Genomic DNA, 19,967 nt, shown 5'->3' with positions numbered 1-19,967 from the left:
TGTTGGGCGAGCAGACGCGGGACCAGCCGCCATAAGTCCGCCCGGGCGGAGCTTTGGGATGTTGCGGCGTCGGTCGGGAGGCGTCGACCCCGGCGTCAGATGGCGGTGTCGTCTGCAGGCGTGGGCTGCGCCTCCGTCGGCACGGCTCCGAGCGCCTCGCCCTCGGCCTCCTCGCCCTCGGCCTCGGCCGTCTCGGTCAGGGTGCTGGGGTCGAGGTCGGGGTCGCTCGTGGCCGCCGCCGGCGTGCCGATGCGGGCTCCGGCCTGGGCGTGCTTGGTGCGCTCCTCGAGCTCGGCGACGACGAGCGCATGCTGGTCGACGCACATGACGACGAGGTCGCCGGGGTTGGTGCGCGCGAGGACGTGCCTGGTGGCCTCGAGCTCGTCGAGGACGACCTCGACCTGCCGGCACCGGGCGCCCTCCTTCATCGCGGTCTTCGCGCCCTCCGCCACGAGCGTCGCCGTCGCCCCCGGCTTGCGCCCGCGAAGGCGCTCGTCCTCGCGGACGACGATGACGTCGAAGTGGTGGGCGGCCACGGCTCCGAGCTCGCGAATGTCGTCGTCGCGCCGGTCGCCCGCTGCGCCGATCATGCCGATGCGCGACGTGCGGCCCAGGTCGGACTGCCCCTCCTTCTGCGCGGCGTAGCGGTCGACGAACGCGCCGAGCTCCTTCATGCCGGCGGCGTTGTGGCAGTAGTCCACGAAGACGTCGGCGTTGCCCACCTGGACGAGGTTGAGGCGACCGGGGGAGAGGTAGTACGTCGTGGCGAAGGTGCGCAGGCCCTGGCGGATGTCGTGCAGCGGTGCCCCGGCGGCGAAGGCCGCGCCTGCAGCCGCGAGCGCGTTGGCGACGTTGAAGCGGGCCGCCCCACCGAATGTCGACGGCAGCAGGTGCGTCCAGGCGAGCTGCATGCTCCGCCGGCCGTGCTTGATGACGATCATCTCGCCGCGGTCGCTCGGCTCGAGCACGACGGCACGACCACCGCGACGGCAGTAGTCGTCGACGAACTCGCGCACCTCGCTGCCGGGCTCGGACATCGTGAACCAGACGATGCCGCCCGAGCAGCGGCGTCGCATGTTGCGCACGTGCGGGTCGTCGGCGTTGAGCACGGCGAAACCGTCGCGCGGCACGGCCTCGACGATGACGGCCTTGACGTCGGCCAGCTGGCGGAGGGTGTCGATCCCCTTCATTCCCAAGTGATCCGGCGCGATGTTGGTGACGACGGCGATGTCGTTGCGGTCGTAGCCGAGGCCTTCGCGGAGGATGCCGCCCCGGGCGACCTCCATGACGGCGAAGTCGACGCGCGGGTTCTGCAGCACCATGCGGGCCGAGCGCGGGCCGGACGCGTCGGCCTTGATGACGAGCCGCTCGTCGATGACGACACCGTCGGTCGACGTCATGCCGACCTTGCGGCCGAGGCCCTTGAAGATGTGGGCGATCATGCGCGACGTCGTCGTCTTGCCGTTGGTGCCTGTGACGGCGACGATCGGCACGCGCGACTGGGCTCCCGGCGGGAAGAGCAGGTCGACGACGGGCTTGGCGATGAACTGCGGCTCGCCGATCGTCGGGTGCGTGTGCATCCGGAAGCCCGGGGCGGCGTTGACCTCGCAGATCGCACCGCCCGTCTCGCGGACGGGGTAGGTGATGTCGGGGCAGATGAAGTCGATGCCGGCGACGTCGAGGCCGACGATGCGTGCGGCCTCCTCGGCGATCTCGACGTTGTCGGGGTGCGCGTCGAAGGTGCGGTCGATGGAGATGCCGCCCGTCGACATGTTGCCGGTCAGGGCGAGCTTGACCATCTCGCCCTCGGGCGGCACCGACTCGAGGGTGTGTCCCTGGCCGGCGAGGATGTCGAGCGCGTTGGCGTCGACCTTGATCTTGGTCAGCACCTTCTCGTGACCGACGCCGCGGCGGGGGTCCGCGTTCGTGATGTCGACGAGCTCGCCGACCGTGTGGGTGCCGTCGCCGACGACGTGCGCCGGCACGCGCTCGGCGATCGCCTGCATGCGGCCGCCCACGATGAGGCAGCGGTAGTCCCGGCCGGTCACGAACGACTCGACGATGATCGTGCCGCGCCGCGACTCGGCCTTGGCGATGTCGTATGCCTTCTCGACCTCCGCGTCGCTCTGCAGGTTGAGGCACACACCGCGACCGTGGTTGCCGTCGAGCGGCTTGACGACGACGGGGAACCCGATGCGCCGGGCCGCCTCGACCGTGCCGCGCATCGTGCGCGCGGCCTCCTGCTTGGGCACCGGCAGGCCGGCCGACCCGAGCAGCTTCGTCGTCAGGTCCTTGTCGCTGGCGATGTCGACCGCGAGGGCGCCGGTCTTCGACGTCATCGTGGCGCGGATCCGCTGGGCGTGCACTCCCTGTCCGAGCTGGACCAGGGAGGCCGAGTTGAGGCGGATGTAGGGGATGTCGCGCGAGGCGGCCTCCTCGAGGATGGCCGCGGTCGAGGGGCCGAAGGCCACTCGCTCGGCCTGACGGAGGAAGGCGTTGAACTCCGTCTCGAAGTCGAAGCCGTCCTCCGCGTCGACGAGATGGTTGATGAGGCGCACCGCGAGCTTGCCCGCCGCGACGCCGACGGTCTCGTCGGTGTAGCTGTAGACGACGTTGTAGTGGCCGGGCCGGCCCTTGACGGCGCGGGTCTTGCCGCGGCGGGAGTCGTGGCCGGCCAGGGTCTGCAGCTGGAGCGCCACGTGCTCGGCGACGTGGCCGAGCCAGGTGCCCTCGTGGAGGCGCTCGATGAAGCCGCCACGGCGCCCGAGCGAGCAGGTGTGACGCTCGAGCCCGGGGACGAGCTCGACGAGCTGGTCCGTGAAGCCGGGGAGCGAGACGGTGGGGTAGTCCTCGAGGCTTCCGAGGTCGACGACGAGGTGGACGGCCGGCTGGTAGGACCAGACGTTCGGTCCGCGGTAGATCCGGGTCTCGAGGATCTTCAGGTCCGGACGAGCCGGTCCTGCGGGGGTGGGTACCTCGACGGCCATGGAAATCCTCCTACAGGGGTCGTGCGGGACGTGCGATGCGGCATACGCGCTCGGCCGTTGGTGCGGCGCGGGGTGTGCCGGACGGGCGGACGGAACTCAGTGAGCGGCGCTGCTCGTCGCCGAGCGCGCCGCGCGGACCTTGGCCGGGACGACCGCACCCTCGATGTCGGGGTGACGCTCGACGAAGGCGGTCAGCTCGACGTGGTCCAGGTCGAACGTACTGCCCGTGGGCAGCGAGTGCACGACTGCGCCCGAAACGAGCAGCGGGGCCCCCCGGCGCGCGTCGGCGGCGTCGGTGATGGCGTTGCGGGCGTTGATGACGAAGATCGACCCGGCGCCGATGACCGACATGACCTTGCCGTCCCGGATCTCGGCGGCGGTGTTCTCGTCGATGCCCATGCCGAGGAGGTTCGGGGAGGCGGCGACCATCGACATGAGCCGGCCGTAGCGGCCCCGCTGGTCGAAGTGCTGGTCGATGATGACGTCTTCGACGAGACCGAGCCCGGCGGAGATCTGGCTGGCGCGCTGCTTCGGGGTGAGCCCCTCCTCCCCGAGCGCGATCATGAAGCGGCTCATGATCGAGGCACCGGCCGACGTGCCCGCGACGACGGCGCCGCGCTCGTAGGCACGGATGACGGCGGCCCCCACGGGGGTGCCGACGATGTTCTGGGCCAGCTTGACCTGGCTGCCGCCGGTGATGAAGACGCCGGTCGCCGTGTCGAGCGCCTCGACCATCGTCGGGTCGTTGGAGTCACGGCGGGTCTCGGGGTGGACGACCGAGACGTCACCCCCGCGCAGCCGGGTGAAGACGTCGCGGTAGGCCTCGGACACCTCCCCGGCGTAGGACGACGCCGTGGGGATGACGACGATGTGTGACCGCCGCCCGCCCGCGAGCTTGATGAAGCGCTTGAGCACGACCGACCGCCCGATCCGGTCCTCTGCACCACCGATGATGAGCAACGTGCGGCGAACGCCGCTGGGGTTCAGGGGTTCGGACGATGGAGCGACGGACTGCATCGCGCCAGCCTAGTGACCGGCGTGCGGGACGGGCGGAGCCTGGGTCGGCGTGCCGTCGTCGAGATCGGCCTCCTCGATCTCCTCGCGCGAGATCCCGAGCAGGTAGAGGACCGAGTCGAGGTAGGGCACGTTGACCGCGGTCTGTGCCTGCTCCTGCACCACCGGCTTGGCGTTGAAGGCGACCCCGAGGCCCGCGACGTCGAGCATGTCGAGGTCGTTCGCACCGTCGCCGATGGCGACGGTGCGGCTGAGCGGGAGCCCCTCCTGCTCGGCGAACTCGCGCAGCGCGCGGGCCTTCCCGGCCCGGTCGACGACCTCGCCGACGACGCGTCCGGTGAGGCGGCCGTCCTCGATCTCGAGCCGGTTCGCGCGGGCGTGGTCGATGCCGAGGTCGGCGGCGAGGGCGCCGACGATCTCGATGAAGCCGCCGCTGACGAGCCCGACGGTGAAGCCGAGCCGCTTGAGGGTGCGCACCAGGGTCCGCGCGCCGGGCGTCAGCTCCACGGCCTCCCGGACTTCGTCCAGAACGGAGGCCGGCAGGCCCGCCAGGGTCGCCACGCGGGCGCGCAGCGACTCCTCGAAGTCGAGCTCGCCGGCCATCGCCCGGGCCGTCACCTCCGCGACCTCGGCCTCGCGGCCGCAGTGCGCCGCGAGCAGCTCGATGACCTCCTGCTGGATGAGGGTCGAGTCCACGTCGAGGACGACGAGGCGTCGGCCACGGCGGGCCAGGCCCCCCGGTGCGACCGCGATGTCGATCCCCTCCGACGTGGCGACGAGCGCGAGCTCGGTGCGCAGGGACGGCACGTCGGCGCCGGAGATGTCGAACTCCACGGTCGTCACGGGGTAGCGCGACAGTCGACGGATGCGGTCGATGTTGGCGCCGTGGTCGGCGATCCGGGTCGTGACGAGGGAAACGGCGTCCGCGCTGAGCGGCGCGCCGAGGATGACGACGGCGGCGCGCCCGTGCCGCGAGCGCGCGTTGACGCCGGTGCCCTCGACGACGCTGAGCGTCAGGCCGAGGCGGTGGGCGGCGACCGCGGCTCTGTCACGCAGCTCGTCGACGTGCGCCCCCGGGCGCAGCAGGACGGTGAGCGTCAGGTGGCCGTTGACGACGACCTGCTGGATGTCGAGGACCTCCGCGTCGACCCCGGACAGGGCTCCCAGCAGCGTGCCGGTCACACCGGGCCGGTCGTCTCCCGTCACGGTGACGCTGAGGGTCTGGATGTCCGTTCCGTCCGTGCTGTTCGCTTCGGTCACCGGGTCAGGGTAGTGACGACGGCCGCGCGCCCGCGTCACCTTCCGGCATACGGCCGGTGAGAGTCCGCGGCAGCGGCGCTGGCGAGGGCAGCGGCAGTGGCACTCGGCAGATCACGCCGTGTGGCTCGGCCGGCTCACGCGTGCGGCGTTGACCTCGTCGCGCCACTGCAGCAGGTCACGCACGCGCGCGAGGTCGGGGTCCGCCGCGGCGACGCTGGCCGTGAAGAGACGCGTCCCGATGTCGTGGAGCTGCTGGGCGTTGCTGGCGTAGTCACCCGACTGGTCTGGGTTGCGGCCCGGCACGAACGCGACGCCCGCCGACCGCTCTATCTCCAGCGGGTTCCGTCCGCGGCGCGCGCACCACTCGTCGAGGACCCGGTGCTTGTGCTCGATCTCCGCGCGGTCGCCGAACCCGTGCCAGATGTCCGCGTGCTCGGCGACGATCCGCAGGGTCTTCTTCTCGCCGCCCCCGCCGATGAGGATCGGGATGTCGCGGGTCGGGGCAGGGTTGAGCCGCGTCCACCGGTCGCGGATCACCGGGAGGTCGCGTGCGAGGGCGTCGAGACGTCCGCCGGCCGTGCCGAAGTCGTAGCCGTACTCGTCGTAGTCCAGCTGCTTCCAGCCCGAGCCGAGCCCGAGGATCAGACGGCCCCCGCTCATGTGGTCCACGGTGCGTGCCATGTCGGCGAGCAGGCTGGGGTTGCGGTAGCTGTTGCACGTCACGAGCGCGCCGATCTCGACGGCCTCGGTCGACTCGGCCCACGCCCCCAGCATCGTCCAGCACTCGAAGTGCAGCCCGCCCCGGTCACCGCTCAATGGGAAGAAATGGTCCCAGTTGAGCAGGACGTCGACCCCCATCTCCTCGAGCGTCGCCGCCGTCCGCCGGATCTGGGCCCACGTCGCGTGCTGCGGAGGGATCTGGATGCCGACGCGGGCGGGGCGCGGATCGCCCACGCTCGCAGGGGGATCGAGGTCTGTCGTGGTCCGGACGTGGTCGGACGGGCTCACTTGGTGACGACCTGGCCCTTGCCCACCACGACGATTCCCGTCTCGGTGACGTGGAAGCCACGGGCTCTGTCGTGCTCGTGGTCGATGCCGATCTGGCAGCCCTCCGGGACGATGACGTTCTTGTCGATGATCGCCCGACGGATCTGCGCGTGCCGGTTGACCTCGACGCCGTCGAGCAGCACCGAGCCCTGGATGCTGGCGTACGAGTGGACGTGCACGAGGGGCGAGAGCACGGAGGCGTAGATGTGGGCGCCCGACACGACGACGCCGGGGGAGACCGCCGAGTTGAGGGCCTCGCCGATGCGGTCGCCGCTGCCGTGCACGAACTTCGCGGGCGGGTAGGGGCTGTGCTGGGTGTAGATGGGCCACTCGTAGTTGTAGAGGTTGAAGACCGGGTGGATCGAGATGAGGTCCATGTGCGCGTCGTAGTACGACTCGATGGTGCCGACGTCGCGCCAGTAGCCGCGGTCGCGGTCGGTCGCCCCCGGCACCTCGTTGTCCTTGAAGTCGTAGACGCCCGCCTCGCCGCGCCCGACGAAGTAGGGCACGATGTCGCCGCCCATGTCGTGGTTCGAGTCGGTCTCGCGGTCGGTCGTCACGGCCTCCTCGAGGGCAGCCGCGGTGAAGACGTAGTTGCCCATCGAGGCGAGCACCTCGTCGGGGTTGTCGGGCAGCCCCTTGGGGTCGCTCGGCTTCTCGAGGAAGGCGGCGATCTTCGACGGGTCGGCGTCGTCCACCTCGATGACGCCGAACTGGTTGGCGAGCGAGATCGGCTGGCGGATGGCGGCAACGGTGCAGGCCGCGCCGGACTCGATGTGCTGCTCGACCATCTGGCTGAAGTCCATGCGGTAGACGTGGTCCGCGCCCACCACGACGACGATGTCGGGTCGCTCGTCGTGCATGAGGTTGAGGCTCTGGAAGATCGCGTCGGCGCTGCCGAGGTACCAGTTCTTGTCGACACGCTGCTGGGCCGGCACGGTCGTGACGTAGTTGCCGAGGAGCGTCGACATGCGCCACGTCTTGGTCACGTGCGCGTCGAGGCTGTGCGACTTGTACTGCGTCAGGACGACGACCTTGAGGTAGCCGGAGTTGACGACGTTGGACAGGGCCAGGTCGATGAGCCGGTAGATGCCGGCGAACGGTACGGCGGGTTTGGCCCGGTCGGCGGTGAGCGGCATCAAGCGCTTGCCCTCACCGCCAGCGAGCACGATCGCGAGGACTTTCGGACCAGCTGCTGGGCTTCGTCGGGCCATGCACGCCACCCTAGGGCAGCGATCCGTCGCTCGGCAGGTTCAGCACGCAAGATGGACAGAGCTTTCCGCTCCTCGGGATCGCACCGGCACTAGGGTCGGAACGTGCGCGTCGACATCCTCAGCAAGGAGTACCCGCCGGCCATCTACGGAGGCGCGGGTGTTCACGTGGCAGAGCTCGTCCGGGCGTTGCGCTCGCGTGGCGACATCGACGTGCAGGTGCGCTGCTTCGGCGCCCCCCGCGACGAGGAGGGCACGACGGCGTATGCCGACCTGACCGAGCTCGCAGACGGCAACGCGGCGATGCAGACTCTCGGCGTCGACGTCAGCATGGCTGGCGACTGCGTCGGCGCCGACCTCGTGCACTCGCACACGTGGTACGCCAACATGGCCGGACACCTCGCCTCGCTCCTCGGCGGGATGCCGCACGTCGTGACCGCGCACTCCCTCGAGCCGATGCGGCCGTGGAAGGCGGAGCAGCTCGGCGGCGGCTACCGCGTGTCGTCGTGGGCCGAGCGCACGGCGTACGAGTCCGCTGCTGCCGTCGTCGCGGTCAGTGCCGGTATGCGCGCGGACATCCTCAAGAGCTATCCCTCCCTCGATCCGGCGCGGGTTCACGTGGTGCACAACGGAATCGACTCCCAGCTGTGGTCTGCCGACCGCTCGGCCGAGGCCACCGAGATCGTCCGCCGCCACGGCGTCGACCCCGACAAGCGCTCGGTCGTCTTCGTCGGTCGCATCACCCGCCAGAAGGGGCTGCCGTACCTGCTGCGCGCGTGCGCGCAGCTGCCACCCGACGTCCAGCTCGTGCTCTGCGCCGGCGCCCCCGACACCCCGGAGATCCTCGCCGAGGTCGAGGGACTCATGAACGAGCTGCGCGCCCAGCGCGAGGGCGTCGTCTGGATCCCGGACATGCTGCCCCGCAACGAGGTCGTCGCGCTGCTGAGCCATGGCACGGTCTTCGCGTGCCCGTCGGTCTACGAGCCGCTCGGCATCGTCAACCTCGAGGCCATGGCGTGCGAGCTCGCCGTCGTCGCGACCGCAACGGGTGGCATCCCGGAGGTCGTCGTCGACGGTGAGACCGGGTGGCTCGTGCCGATCGAGCAGGTCCAGGACGGCACGGGGACGCCCGTCGACCCCGACCGTTTCGTGGCCGACCTCGCCGCCGCGCTGACCGAGGCGGTGTCCGACGTCGACCGCGCCCACGCCTTCGGTCGCGCCGGTCGCTCGCGGGCCGTCGACTCGTTCTCGTGGGCCTCCATCGGCGACCGCACGCTCGAGGTCTACCGGGCGGTCCTCGGCCGCTGAGGTCCCGGCTCGGGCGCACCCCAAGGAGATCCGGTCAGCCGAGGAGGCGTCCGGTGAGCGAGTAGGGCACGCCGACGACGTCGGCGGGCCCGCCGAGGATCCTGCCGAGCAGGTCGGTGGGCTCCGGGTAGTCGGGCCCGAGCGCCGCGAGGTACGCCTGGTGGGCCGACAGCGACGCGACGGCGGCGTCGACGTGGTCCGAGACGTCGACGTAGTGCGTCGGCTCGGGATCCATGACGACGAGCACCTGCGCCACCTTCCACGGTTCGTGGCCCTCGTCGACGAGGTCGGGGAAGATCCACCGGTTGCCGGCGTCGGACCTGGCGTCGACGACGGCGAGGCCCACCGCGCGGTGGTCGGCCTGGTTGACGGAACCGCCCGGGAAGCGGTCGGCATACGTCATCGTGACGACCAGGTCAGGTCTGCGGATCCGGATCTCGCGCGCGATGGCGCGACGCAGCGCAACGCCGAACTCGACGACGCCGTCGGCAAATCCGTCGAGGAACTCCACGACGTCGACCCCGACCCGGGCGGCCCCGGCCCGCTCCTCCTGCTCGCGCAGCGGTCCGGCCTCCGCCGGCGGCATGGTGTCGATGCCGGCCTCCCCGCGCGTCACGAGCAGGTACGTCACGGTCTTGCCCGACCGCACCCACTTCTCGACTGCGGCGGCCGTGCCGTACTCGAGGTCGTCTGGGTGCGCAACGACGCAGAGGACGGTCTCGAAGGTGCTCTCGTCCAGTGCTTCCAGCCCGGGGCGCTCGGTCATGGACCAAATCTAGGGTTTCTTGGCGATCTCTCGGGGGGATGTGACCATGGAGGACATGCTGACCATCGAGCTCGCCCGCCGGCTCTCCGACGCGGGACTGCGCTGGGAGCCCGTCTCCGGGGACCGTTTCGTCGTGCCCGTGAGCGGCATGGAGAACGACGTCTTCGTCATCAGTGAGATCACCGTCGACGTGCACCACTTCACGACCGGCGACGTCATCGGCTTCAACGGCACGACCGAGTGGGCCCTCGACAGCGTCGAGCAGGACAAGGTCGTGTGGCTGCCGCGCGAGGACCAGCTGCGCGACCTGCTCGGCGAGTCGTTCGTGTCGCTCGAACAGCTCGAGGGTGGGTATGCCGTGTCGGCCCGAAGGCGTGACGGCGCGGTTGAGCGCCACGCCGACATCGACGCCGAACGCGCCTACGCGCGTGCGCTGCTCGCACGTCTCGAGACGTCCGCCCCCGAGGGCGAGCAGACCGCCTGAGTCACGCCGGACGCCAGCCCGCGATCGACATGACCGCGACGTTCGTCGCGTCGGCGAGGGCCACGTCCGCGTCGGCTGCGAGGTCGCGCAGGAGCCGTGTGCGGGTGGCCGTGGTCCCGGCGTCGAGCCCTCCCGACCCGAGGGAGGTACGGGTGGCGTTGCGGTGGGCGACGCGGGAGAGGTTGGCCGCCAGCGACATCAGGCGCAACGCGCGGCCGGACGTGGCCGGTGGGATGCCCCACAGGCCGGTGTCGAGGTCGGCCTGCGCCTCGGCGCGTGCCTCGTGGCCCCACGGGTGCCCGCCGACCGCGTCGAAGCGCTCGGTGTGCTCGCGCAGGCGCGTCATGAGCTCGCGCTCGATCTCGCGCAGGTCGAGCATCTCCATCCGGTGCCGCGGCATCGGATCCGCCTCGTAGGCGGCCCAGTCCGCGCGCACGCCGACGTCGCCCTCGGGTCCGAACTCCGTGAGCGTCGGGACGAGGATCCCCCCGATGCCGGCCACGAAGACGCACTCACCGGCGTCGGCGGCCGCAGCGGTGGCAGCGGCCGAGCCACGCGGCATACGACTGAGGTCTCCCGGACGGGGGAGGGCCACGAAGAGCGCTCGCTCCCCGAGGTCACGCCAGACGTCCAGTCGGGCGAGGTCGCCGGCCACGTGGTCGAGGTCGGGAAAGGCGCGTCCCAGGGCATCGGCCGTCCCGAGGTCGCCGCGCCACGATGCGGTGATCCACAGCGCCAGGCGCACGGACGCGGGCAGCTCGGACACCACGCCATCCTAGGGTGCGCCGCGTCGGCGCCCCGGTGGTGCTTGCCATAGGGTCGAGCCATGAGCGACGTCCTCGCCTTCGCCGGAGTCACCGTTCGACGCGGTGCCTCGACGCTGCTCGACGACGTCACGTGGGAGGTCGAGGAGGGGGAGCGCTGGGTCGTGCTGGGCGCCAACGGTGCCGGCAAGACGACGCTGCTGCAGATTGCCGCCGCGCGCATGCACCCGTCCTCCGGGGTCGCGGGAGTCCTCGGGGAGGTCCTGGGAGCCGTCGACGTCTTCGAGCTGCGTCCCCGCATCGGCCTGGCGAGCTCGTCGATGGCCGAGCGGATCCCCGCCGGCGAGCTCGTCGGCAACGTCGTCGTCACCGCCTCGTACGGCATCATCGGCCGGTGGCGTGAGACCTACGACCACGTCGACTACGTCCGCGCCATGGAGCTGCTCAAGACGCTCGGCGCCGACCATCTGGCCGACCGTCCCTACGGGACCCTGAGCGAGGGCGAGCGCAAGCGCGTCCAGATCGCGCGTGCCCTGATGACCGACCCCGAGCTCATGCTCCTCGACGAGCCCGCCGCCGGGCTCGACCTCGGTGGCCGGGAGGATCTCGTGCGCCGGCTCGGCGAGCTCGCCGCCGACACGGAGGCTCCGGCCATGGTGCTCGTCACGCACCACGTCGAGGAGATCCCCCCGTCGTTCACCGACGTCCTCATGATCCGCAACGGGCGGGTCGTGGCCGCCGGCCCCATCCCCGTCACGTTGACGGCCGAGAACCTCAGCGCGACGTTCGGGCTGCCGCTCGTGCTCGAGCAGCACGGCGAGCGCTGGTCGGCACGAGCCGAGTCCTGATCGCAACCTGTCCCAGTTGCCCGATCCGTAGGTCGTTGGAGGGAACTGAGGCAGAATCGAGAACGTCACTGGAGTGACGCACGGGACGTCGGCGTCCGTCGCCGGCTCGGATGAAGGCAGGGTGGCTACGTGGTCGAGGGACACGCGTGGATGGTCTGGGTGGCGGTGGCCCTCGTGCTGGTGGCCATCGAGACGGTCACCGCCGACTTCACGTTCCTCATGCTCGCCGGCGGCGCCGTCGGCGCCTCCATCGCGGCGGCCTTCGGGGCCCCTCCCGTCGTCCAGGCGATCGTCGCGGGCCTCGTCGCCGTCGCCCTCCTCGCGATCGTGCGTCCGTGGCTCAAGAAGCGCATCCAGGCCAGCAGCCCACCCCAGCTCATGGGAGCTGCCGCCCACGTCGGCCGTTCGGCCGTCGCCATCGACCGGGTCAACCCGGCCGGGGGCCAGGTCAAGCTCGCGGGCCAGACGTGGTCTGCGCGCACGCTCGGGGACGACATCGAGCCCGGCGAGGAGGTCGTCGTCGACTCCATCGACGGCGCCACCGCCATCGTGAGCCGCGCACGCGTCGTGGGGAGCTGAGCCCCTCACCGGCGTCACTGCTCAACCGACACCACCGAACGAACGAGCGGGTCGATCGGCCCGCCCGCACCAACCGTGCCTCCTCGGGGGAGCACGGACCACACAGGGAGAAGGTCGAGAAGGTCGTGGACCCGGTTTACATCATTCCGATACTCATCGTCGTCGTTGCGTTCGTCATCGTGCTGCGCACCGTGCGCATCGTGCCGCAGCAGACGGCACAGATCGTCGAGCGTCTCGGCGGCTACAACAAGACGTTGACCGCGGGGATCCACTTCCTCATCCCGTTCGTCGACAAGGTGCGCGCCAACATCGACCTCCGCGAGCAGGTCGTCACCTTCCCGCCGCAGCCCGTCATCACGAGCGACAACCTCGTCGTCAACATCGACACGGTCATCTACTACTCGGTCACCGACGCCAAGGCCGCGGTCTACGAGATCGCCAACTTCATCCAGGGCATCGAGCAGCTGACCGTCACCACCTTGCGCAACGTCATCGGCTCGCTCGACCTCGAGCAGGCCCTGACGAGCCGCGACCAGATCAACGGCCAGCTGCGCGGCGTGCTGGACGAGGCCACCGGCAACTGGGGCATCCGCGTCAACCGTGTCGAGCTCAAGGCCATCGACCCCCCGCACTCCGTCCAGGAGACGATGGAGAAGCAGATGCGTGCCGAGCGGGACCGTCGTGCCGCCATCCTCACCGCCGAGGGCTTCAAGCAGTCCGCCATCCTCACGGCCGAGGGTGAGAAGCAGAGCCAGATCCTGCGGGCCGAGGGCTCGGCGCAGGCGCGCATCCTTGAGGCCCAGGGCCAGGCCCGAGCCATCCAGCAGGTGTTCGCGGCCATCCACCGCGGGAAGCCGACCCAGAAGCTGCTCGCCTACCAGTACCTTCAGGTGCTGCCGCAGCTCGCCCGCGGCGACTCCAACAAGATGTGGATCATCCCGTCCGAGCTGACCGACGCCCTCAAGGGCATCGGCAACGCGCTCGGTGGCAGCGAGCAGGGCCCGATGGTCGACGACGACGAGCAGTGGATCGACACCGGAGACGCCGACGACAACGCGTTTGCCGAGACGGTGCTCGAGGACCCGGCCAAGGCCCTCGCCGAGGCCCGGGGCGAGGCGGCTGCACTCAGTGCAGAGTCGACGGAGCACTCCAACCCCGCGGGTCGGGCGCAGCCGCCCATCCCCGCGCCTGGCGCCGAGATGGCTCCGCCCCCGATGACGGCGCCCGCCGTGCCTCCCGTCGATCCTCCGGCCGACCTCGGTGGGGGCGTGCCCGGAGCTATGCCTGATGCACCGCCGGAGCCTCCGTCACAGCACTGACGCAGGACTCCCTCCGGCGACACCCGGTCACCCTCTGTAGGGTGACCGGGTGTCGTTCTGGTCCGCCGTCGCCATCGCGCTGGCCGGGACCGGGGCCGGCGTCATCAACACCATCGTCGGCTCGGGCACGCTGATCACCTTCCCGACGCTGCTCTTCTTCGGCATCAACCCGCTCGTCGCGAACGTGTCGAACAACATCGGTCTCGTCGCCGGTGGCGTGACCGGTGCCTGGGGCTACCGGCACGAGCTCGGCGGCCAGGGGCGCACCCTGCGCCGTCTCATGCCGATGTCGTTTCTCGGCTCGGTGGTCGGGGCGAGTCTGCTGCTCGTCCTGCCGGCTGCGGCCTTCCGGGCCATCGTGCCGGTCCTCATCCTCATCGCGTTGGTCCTCGTCGTCGCCGGTCCGCGCATCCAGGCGCACGTGCACTCCGGCGGTGCCGGGGAGCGCACGCCTCGCTGGCACACTCCGGCCATGGCCGCCGGGGTCTTCCTGGCCGGGGTCTACGGCGGCTACTTCGGCGCTGCCCAGGGCGTGCTGCTCATGGGCCTGCTCAGTGCCCTGAGCCTCGAGCCGCTCCAGCGCCTCAACGGCTACAAGAATGTCCTGTCGCTCGTCGTGAACTTCGTGGCCGCAACGGTGTTCGTCCTCTTCGCGCGTGAGCACATCGACTGGCTCGTCGTCGTCCTCATCGGGGTCGGTGCCTTCGTCGGCGGGATGATCGGTGCGCGGGTCGGGCGCCGCATTCCCCCGAACGCGCTGCGCGCCCTCATCATCGTCATCGGGCTCGTCGCAATCGTGAAGCTCGTCTGGTTCCCCTGACCGTCAGCCCCAGCGCGGCCCCACGATGTCGGGGGAGCGCAGCACGAGCATTAGCCTGACGGCGTGCCGATCGAGATCTCCGACCCCACCGACCCCCGCTTGGCCGACTACGTGTCGCTCACCGACGTCGTGCTGCGCCGACGGACCGAGCCCGAGCGCGGGCTCTACATCGCCGAGAGCCAGAAGGTCATCCGTCGGGCGCTCCGGGCCGGGCACCGGCCCCGGTCCTACCTCATGGCGCGGCGGTGGCTCGAGGACCTCGCCGACATCGTTGCCGACGCCGAGGCGGACGGCATCCCGGTCTACTTCGGGGACCACGACGTCATCGAGAAGCTGACCGGCTTCCACCTGCACCGGGGCGCGCTCGCCGCGATGCAGCGACCGCCGCTTCCGAGCGTGGAGTCACTTCTCGCCGACGCGCGGCGGGTCATCGTGCTCGAGGACGTCGTCGACCACACGAACGTCGGCGCGATCTTCCGCTCGGCCGCCGCGCTCGGCGTCGACGCGGTCCTCATCACCCCGCGCTGCGCGGACCCGCTCTACCGCAGGTCGATCCGCGTCTCCATGGGCACGGTCTTCCAGGTCCCTTGGACCCGGATCGACCCGTGGCCGCAGGGGATGGGCCTGCTGCACGACGCCGGGCTGACCGTCGCCGCCATGGCGCTCTCCGACGACTCGGTGTCGCTCGACGACCTCGAGACGGAGCCGCCGGAGCGGCTTGCCCTCGTCGTCGGCACCGAGGGCGACGGCCTGTCGCACCGGACGGTGGCCGAGGCCGACCTCACGCTGCGGATCCCGATGGCGGGCGGTGTCGACTCGCTCAACGTCGCCGCGGCCAGCGCCGTCGCGATGTGGGCCCTGCGCCCTCGGGGCTGACGGGGTCGAGTCCGACGGGATCGAGTCGGACGTCGGCAGGTCAGGCGTGCGCGGGCCGGACGAGCCGGTCGAGGAGGCGTTCGAGCTCCACTGCGGGGTCGTCGCAGAGGCCCCCGTGGACCGGTCCCGGCTGCACCACGGTCGAGCGTGGCGCGATGATCCACCCGAATCGCTGACCGGCCTTGTCGAGGGTCGGCAGCCCGCGTCCCGTCTCGCCGCGGCACACCGCGCGCACGCGTTCGAGCATCGCCCGCACCCCGTCGAGGTCGCACGTCGGTGACAGGGCGGCCGCGCGACGCTCGTCGAGCTCCCATGCGGCGTCGAGGAACCCGGCGTCCTGTGAGTAGAGCACGACGCCGACGTTGATGAACTCCTCGCGGTCGACCCGGGGGACGAGCCGGAGCAGGACGTACTGGTACGCGTTCACGCCGCGACTCCCGTGGGCACCCACGTCAGTGGTCCCTCGAGACGGGCGCGGAGCATGAGGGCGTATGCCGCCCGCACCGCTGGAGCGTCAGCCAGGTCGGCCGTGGGCTCGATCCACTCGTCGGGCACGTCGGCGATGACCGCCTCCAGGGCCTCCGGGGTGAGCCGGGCAGCGAGCTCGTCGTGGCGCCGACCGACCTCGCCGGCGACGTCGCGCAGGACGTGGCGGCTCGCGTCGAAGGGCTGTGCGGCGAAGCGCTCGGGGGAGGGCGCCCTGCTCGGCCACGAGTGGTGGAAGTAGAGCGCGGCGCCGTGGTCGATCGCCCAGGTGCGGCCGTGCCAGACGAGCAGGTTGGGGTTGGACCACGTGCGGTCGACGTTGGCGGTCAGCGCGTCGAGCCAGATGATCCGCTCCGCGAGGTCGACGTCCGGTGGGCGTGACCCGTCGTAGCCGAGCGAGCCGGGCAGGAAGTCGACGCCGAGGTTGGTCCCCACGGACGCCGTGAGGAGGTCCTGGACCTCCTCGTCGGCCTCGTACTTCGCGATGCGCGGGTCCAGGCGGACGACGGCGAGATCGGGCACGGGCACGTCGAGCAGCCGGGCGATCCCGGCCACGAGCACCTCGGCCACGAGGACCTTGAGCCCCTGTCCGGCGCCGCGGAACTTCAGGACGTACGTCCCGTCGTCGTCGGCCTCGACGAGGCCGGGCAGCGACCCACCCTCCTTGAGCGGCGTCACGTAGCGGGTGGCGGTCAGCTCCGGAAGCACGCCGTCAGCCTAGTGGCCGGGCGTGGTCGAGCTGGGTGGCCCGCGACCAGGCCCGTCCGAGCAGCAGTGCCATGGCGCCGTAGAGGCAGCCGAACGCGACGAGGGGCCACCAGGCGAGCCCGCTCTCGGGCAGCACGAAGGCGCCGAGCGCAGCGGCCGCAACCATCCCCGCGTTGTAGACCACGTCGTACGCCGAGAAGGCCCGGCCGAGCAGGTGGTCGTCGACGTGGGCCTGCATGAGCGAGTCGACGGTGATCTTGACGCACTGCGACGTGAACGAGACGGCGAACGAGACGGCGATGATGCTCCACGGCATGAGGAAGGGGCCCAGCACCGCGCAGACGGCGCCGCCGATCGCGAGCATCCGGGCGGCATACGGCACGGCGGTCAGGCGCGGCGCGAGCCACGGCGTGACGAAGGCGGCAGAGGCGAAACCGACGGCGGAGGCGCCTGCGGCGATGCTGAAGCCGAGGGCGCCGTGACCAGCCTCGAAGGGCCCGCGGAAGAGCAGGAGGGTCTGCAGCAGCAGGAATCCGAAGGGGATCCGGGTGAGGAAGACGAGGACGAGCAGCAGCCAGGCGCGACGTGGCAGGGTCTGGACCGCCTCGACGAGTCCGGTCACGACCGAGCGGGCGATCTGCCCGACCGAGGGGGCCCCGCTCGCGTCGTCGGGGCCGATGAACGGCAGACGTGTGGCGACCCACGCGGCAGCGAGCACGCCCACGGCACCCAGGAGCACGTCCAGCACGTCGCTACCGCCGAGGGCCACCACTCCGGTGCCGACCGCGCCACCGAGCAGATAGGCCAGCGAGCCGCACGTCGGGGCCACGGAGTTGGCGCTGACGAGCAGGTCGCGGGTGACGACGTGGGGCATGGCCGAGGAGAGACCGGCGAGGATGAAGCGGTTGACGGAGAAGACGAGCAGGACGAGGCCGAAGAACGCCGGGCCGGAGTCCGACGTGGTGACGAGCGCCGCGACGCCGAGCATGGCCCCCGCCCGGATGAGCTGGCTCACGACGATGACCCGACGACGCGGCCAGCGGTCGAGCAGGACGCCGACGAAGGGGCCGAGGGCGCTGTAGGGGAGCAGGACGACGGCGAAGGCGATCGCGATGCCCCGGGCGTCGGCGGCCTTCTCGGGATTGAAGAGGATGTGGCTCGCGAGCGCGACCTGGAAGACGCCGTCGCTGAAGGATGAGGTGACCCGGCTGAGGAAGAGACGCCGGAATCCGCGGACGCGCAACAGGGTCCACAGGGCGCGCAGGAAGGTCACGCGGCACAGCGTACGGTCCGGCACGTCGGAGCCGGGGCAGGGCGGCGCGTCCGCGCGTCAGCACGCACCCACGTCGGCGCCGACCGGTCAGCGGGCCAGGCGGCCGATGAGGGCCGCGGCGCAGACGATGCCGGCGACGGCGCTGCCCACAAGGACGCCGAAGTCGACCCAGTAGCTCGTTGGGGTGCCGAGGAGGAGGCCGCGCAGGGCCGACACCTCGTAGGTCAGTGGGTTGACGTGGCTGATGACCTGGAGCCAGCCGGGCATCATCTCGATCGGGTAGAGCGCGTTGGAGGCGAAGAAGAGAGGCATGGTGATGGCCTGCCCGATGCCCATGAGGCGGTCGCGCTTGAGGGCGACCCCGGCGATGCTGAGGGACAGGCACGAGAAGAACGCGGCTCCGAGCATGACGACGACCACCACCCCGAGCAACCGGACCGGGTTCCACGTCATCGCCACGCCCATGACTGCGGCCACGACGACGACGATGACGGCCTGCGCCACGGACCGGACCCCGGCCGCGAAGGCCTTGCCGGCAACGAGCGCCGCACGCGGGGTCGGGGTCACGAGCAGCTTGGTCAGCACGCCCGCGTCGCGCTCCCAGATGATCTGGATGCCGTAGAAGATGGCGATGAAGAGGGCCGACTGCGCGATGACCCCCGGGGCGAGGAAGTCGAGGTAGGGGATGCCGCCCGTGGGGATCGCCCGGATCTGGCTGAAGGTCGTGCCGAAGATGACGAGCCAGAGGATCGGCTGGATCGCACGCGTCACGAGCTCGCTGCGGTCGTGGCGCAGCTTCTGCAGCTCCACGAGACAGAACGTGCTGATGCGCGAGGTGAGCAGCCCCACCCCCGTCAGGCTCTGCCGGTCAGCCCAGACGGCGGGCGGTTCGACGAGTCGCTCGGACACCGCGCAACCCTCCCTTCTCACCCTCCACGTCGTCGAGGGCCTCTCCGGTGTGGTGACGGAACACGTCCTCGAGGCTCGCGCCGGCTCCGGCGGCTGCCTTGAGGTCCTCAGGAGATCCGAGGGCGCGCAGAGCGCCCCGGTGCAGGAGCGCCACCCGGTCGCACAGCGCGTCGGCCTCCTCCATGTAGTGCGTCGTGAGCAGCACGGTCATGCCGTGGTCACGTTGCATCTGCGCGACTCGCTGCCACACGCTGTCGCGCGCCACGGGGTCGAGCCCGACCGTCGGCTCGTCGAGGACGAGCAGCGCCGGCCGGTTGACGAGGGCCTGCGCCAGTTCCAGCCGGCGCACCATGCCACCCGAGTAGGTGGACGCCAGGCGTCGCTCGTCCTCCCGGAGGTCGACCATGTCGAGGACCTCGTCGACGCGCGCCGCGCGTTCGCGTCGTGGCACGTCGAAGAGACGGGCGAACCACTCGACGTTCTCGCGGCCGGTGAGGGCGCCCTCGATCGAGAGCTGCTGCGGCACGTAGCCCAGGAGACGACGCACGAGCATCGCGTCGGTGCGCACCGACCGGCCGAAGATCCTCACGTCGCCTAACTGCAGGGGCAGCAGCGTGTTGAGGAGGCGGATCGTCGTCGTCTTGCCGGCCCCGTTGGGCCCCAGCAGGCCGAAGCACTCACCCGGCTCGACCGCCAACGTCAGGTCGTCGACCGCGACGTGGGTGCCGAAGCTGTAGCTGAGGTCCCGGATGTCGATGGCGGCGGTCACGGACGGCCACCGGACGGAACGGGCGACGCGGGGGCCGCAGAGCTCTCCGGCAGGTCGGCGGCGATCCGGGCGATCGTGGCCAGGGCCTCGGACAGACGGGCACGCTCACCGGCAGGCAGTCGCGCCAGCACCGTCGCCGTCGCCTGGGTCCGCCGGTCGCGCCACTGCTCGAGGCCCTCGCGAGCGGAGGGAGTGAGGTCGAGGCGGGCCACCCTGCGGTCGGTTGCATCGCGCTCGCGGACGAGCACGCCGTGGGGGAGCAGCTGGCTCACGAGGGTCGAGACGGTGTTGGCAGCGAGCCCGAGCAGCTGGGCCGCCTCGGTCACCGTGATGCCCGGGTTGCGCCGCACGACGCGCAGCAGCTCGTGCTGGGCGCCCGAGAGCGCGAGCTCCGGCAGGGGAGCGCCCACGAGTCGTCGTGACCGGCGCCGCAGCAGCCCGATCGCGTCGTAGAGCTCGTCGGCCAGGCCGGCCACGTTCTCGTCGCTCACCATCGAAGATTACGTCTGTCGCAGAGGAGCGGCCAAGGGCCGGGGCAG

The 19,967-nt window shown here is 71.1% G+C and carries 20 protein-coding genes; 7 read left to right on the top strand and 13 right to left on the bottom strand.

What is annotated here, in order from left to right; translation table 11 throughout:
- Positions 1 to 95: 95 nt before the first annotated feature.
- From cphA to glgC, 5 genes are all read right to left on the bottom strand, one after another.
- The gene (cphA, locus tag AC1DIW_RS19265) at positions 96 to 2,987 is read right to left on the bottom strand and encodes a cyanophycin synthetase (RefSeq protein ID WP_478110202.1); all 2,892 of its coding nucleotides are present in this window, start codon (positions 2,985 to 2,987) and stop codon (positions 96 to 98) included.
- Between the two features lie 96 nt (positions 2,988 to 3,083).
- Entirely contained in the window at positions 3,084 to 4,004 is a 921-nt protein-coding gene (locus AC1DIW_RS19260; protein WP_478110200.1) for a cyanophycinase, read from the bottom strand.
- Between the two features lie 9 nt (positions 4,005 to 4,013).
- Complete coding sequence (gene serB / locus AC1DIW_RS19255; protein WP_442279484.1) at positions 4,014 to 5,261, bottom strand: phosphoserine phosphatase SerB; 1,248 nt, start codon at positions 5,259 to 5,261, stop codon at positions 4,014 to 4,016.
- A gap of 111 nt (positions 5,262 to 5,372) precedes the next feature.
- The gene (locus AC1DIW_RS19250; protein WP_442279485.1) at positions 5,373 to 6,215 is read right to left on the bottom strand and encodes an LLM class F420-dependent oxidoreductase; all 843 of its coding nucleotides are present in this window, start codon (positions 6,213 to 6,215) and stop codon (positions 5,373 to 5,375) included.
- Between the two features lie 50 nt (positions 6,216 to 6,265).
- Positions 6,266 to 7,522, bottom strand: a complete 1,257-nt coding sequence (gene glgC, locus AC1DIW_RS19245) for a glucose-1-phosphate adenylyltransferase (protein ID WP_442279486.1) — start codon at positions 7,520 to 7,522, stop codon at positions 6,266 to 6,268.
- Between the two features lie 102 nt (positions 7,523 to 7,624).
- On the opposite strand from glgC, the gene glgA reads away from it, so the two are divergent.
- Positions 7,625 to 8,827: a glycogen synthase gene (gene glgA / locus AC1DIW_RS19240; RefSeq protein ID WP_478110198.1), complete on the top strand. Its 1,203-nt coding sequence runs from the start codon at positions 7,625 to 7,627 to the stop codon at positions 8,825 to 8,827.
- 34 nt (positions 8,828 to 8,861) lie between these two features.
- Here the strand turns inward: glgA and AC1DIW_RS19235 are convergent, their stop codons facing one another.
- Positions 8,862 to 9,593 (bottom strand): PIG-L deacetylase family protein, encoded by a 732-nt coding sequence (locus AC1DIW_RS19235; protein WP_478110196.1) that lies wholly within the window; start codon positions 9,591 to 9,593, stop codon positions 8,862 to 8,864.
- A gap of 46 nt (positions 9,594 to 9,639) precedes the next feature.
- Between AC1DIW_RS19235 and AC1DIW_RS19230 the strand changes: the two genes are divergently transcribed.
- Positions 9,640 to 10,077: a pilus assembly protein CpaE gene (locus AC1DIW_RS19230; RefSeq protein ID WP_442279489.1), complete on the top strand. Its 438-nt coding sequence runs from the start codon at positions 9,640 to 9,642 to the stop codon at positions 10,075 to 10,077.
- Between the two features lies 1 nt (position 10,078).
- Here the strand turns inward: AC1DIW_RS19230 and AC1DIW_RS19225 are convergent, their stop codons facing one another.
- Complete coding sequence (locus AC1DIW_RS19225; RefSeq protein WP_478110194.1) at positions 10,079 to 10,843, bottom strand: hypothetical protein; 765 nt, start codon at positions 10,841 to 10,843, stop codon at positions 10,079 to 10,081.
- 60 nt (positions 10,844 to 10,903) lie between these two features.
- Between AC1DIW_RS19225 and AC1DIW_RS19220 the strand changes: the two genes are divergently transcribed.
- The 5 genes from AC1DIW_RS19220 to AC1DIW_RS19200 all read left to right on the top strand — a co-directional run bounded on the left by AC1DIW_RS19220 (position 10,904) and on the right by AC1DIW_RS19200 (position 15,283).
- Entirely contained in the window at positions 10,904 to 11,689 is a 786-nt protein-coding gene (locus AC1DIW_RS19220) for an ABC transporter ATP-binding protein (RefSeq protein WP_442279491.1), read from the top strand.
- 129 nt (positions 11,690 to 11,818) lie between these two features.
- Positions 11,819 to 12,268: an NfeD family protein gene (locus AC1DIW_RS19215; RefSeq protein WP_442279492.1), complete on the top strand. Its 450-nt coding sequence runs from the start codon at positions 11,819 to 11,821 to the stop codon at positions 12,266 to 12,268.
- 125 nt (positions 12,269 to 12,393) lie between these two features.
- A complete protein-coding gene (locus tag AC1DIW_RS19210) occupies positions 12,394 to 13,587 on the top strand; it encodes an SPFH domain-containing protein (protein WP_478110192.1) in 1,194 nt (397 codons plus the stop codon).
- 49 nt (positions 13,588 to 13,636) lie between these two features.
- Positions 13,637 to 14,407 carry a sulfite exporter TauE/SafE family protein gene (locus tag AC1DIW_RS19205; protein ID WP_478110191.1) on the top strand — a complete coding sequence of 257 codons (771 nt, stop codon included), beginning with the start codon at positions 13,637 to 13,639 and terminating at the stop codon, positions 14,405 to 14,407.
- A 63-nt stretch (positions 14,408 to 14,470) separates the two neighbouring features.
- Positions 14,471 to 15,283 carry a TrmH family RNA methyltransferase gene (locus AC1DIW_RS19200; protein WP_478110189.1) on the top strand — a complete coding sequence of 271 codons (813 nt, stop codon included), beginning with the start codon at positions 14,471 to 14,473 and terminating at the stop codon, positions 15,281 to 15,283.
- A 40-nt stretch (positions 15,284 to 15,323) separates the two neighbouring features.
- On the opposite strand, the gene AC1DIW_RS19195 is transcribed toward AC1DIW_RS19200, so the two are convergent.
- The 6 genes from AC1DIW_RS19195 to AC1DIW_RS19170 all read right to left on the bottom strand — a co-directional run bounded on the left by AC1DIW_RS19195 (position 15,324) and on the right by AC1DIW_RS19170 (position 19,919).
- Complete coding sequence (locus AC1DIW_RS19195) at positions 15,324 to 15,710, bottom strand: DUF3037 domain-containing protein (RefSeq protein ID WP_442279496.1); 387 nt, start codon at positions 15,708 to 15,710, stop codon at positions 15,324 to 15,326.
- A complete protein-coding gene (locus AC1DIW_RS19190; RefSeq protein WP_478110187.1) occupies positions 15,707 to 16,477 on the bottom strand; it encodes a HipA family kinase in 771 nt (256 codons plus the stop codon). Before AC1DIW_RS19190 ends, AC1DIW_RS19195 begins: the two co-directional genes overlap by 4 nt.
- Before the next feature lie 4 nt (positions 16,478 to 16,481).
- Complete coding sequence (locus AC1DIW_RS19185; protein ID WP_442279498.1) at positions 16,482 to 17,750, bottom strand: MFS transporter; 1,269 nt, start codon at positions 17,748 to 17,750, stop codon at positions 16,482 to 16,484.
- Between the two features lie 87 nt (positions 17,751 to 17,837).
- A complete protein-coding gene (locus tag AC1DIW_RS19180) occupies positions 17,838 to 18,659 on the bottom strand; it encodes an ABC transporter permease (RefSeq protein WP_478110185.1) in 822 nt (273 codons plus the stop codon).
- Complete coding sequence (locus tag AC1DIW_RS19175) at positions 18,619 to 19,428, bottom strand: ABC transporter ATP-binding protein (RefSeq protein WP_478110184.1); 810 nt, start codon at positions 19,426 to 19,428, stop codon at positions 18,619 to 18,621. Before AC1DIW_RS19175 ends, AC1DIW_RS19180 begins: the two co-directional genes overlap by 41 nt.
- Positions 19,425 to 19,919 (bottom strand): MarR family winged helix-turn-helix transcriptional regulator, encoded by a 495-nt coding sequence (locus tag AC1DIW_RS19170; RefSeq protein WP_478110183.1) that lies wholly within the window; start codon positions 19,917 to 19,919, stop codon positions 19,425 to 19,427. The genes AC1DIW_RS19175 and AC1DIW_RS19170 overlap by 4 nt, the downstream gene beginning before the upstream one ends.
- Positions 19,920 to 19,967 lie beyond the last annotated feature (48 nt).

It is taken from the genome of Terrabacter sp. 01T434, from assembly GCF_056398545.1.
This window is presented reverse-complemented; position numbering and strand designations above follow the sequence as displayed.

Bases quoted from the DNA above. Each gene is read 5' to 3' on its own strand.
- glgC (WP_442279486.1), bottom strand. From the start codon at position 7,522: ATGGCCCGACGAAGCCCAGCAGCTGGTCCGAAAGTCCTCGCGATCGTG.
- AC1DIW_RS19230 (WP_442279489.1), top strand. From the start codon at position 9,640: ATGGAGGACATGCTGACCATCGAGCTCGCCCGCCGGCTCTCCGACGCG.
- cphA (WP_478110202.1), bottom strand. From the start codon at position 2,987: ATGGCCGTCGAGGTACCCACCCCCGCAGGACCGGCTCGTCCGGACCTG.
- AC1DIW_RS19235 (WP_478110196.1), bottom strand. From the start codon at position 9,593: ATGACCGAGCGCCCCGGGCTGGAAGCACTGGACGAGAGCACCTTCGAG.
- AC1DIW_RS19220 (WP_442279491.1), top strand. From the start codon at position 10,904: ATGAGCGACGTCCTCGCCTTCGCCGGAGTCACCGTTCGACGCGGTGCC.
- AC1DIW_RS19260 (WP_478110200.1), bottom strand. From the start codon at position 4,004: ATGCAGTCCGTCGCTCCATCGTCCGAACCCCTGAACCCCAGCGGCGTT.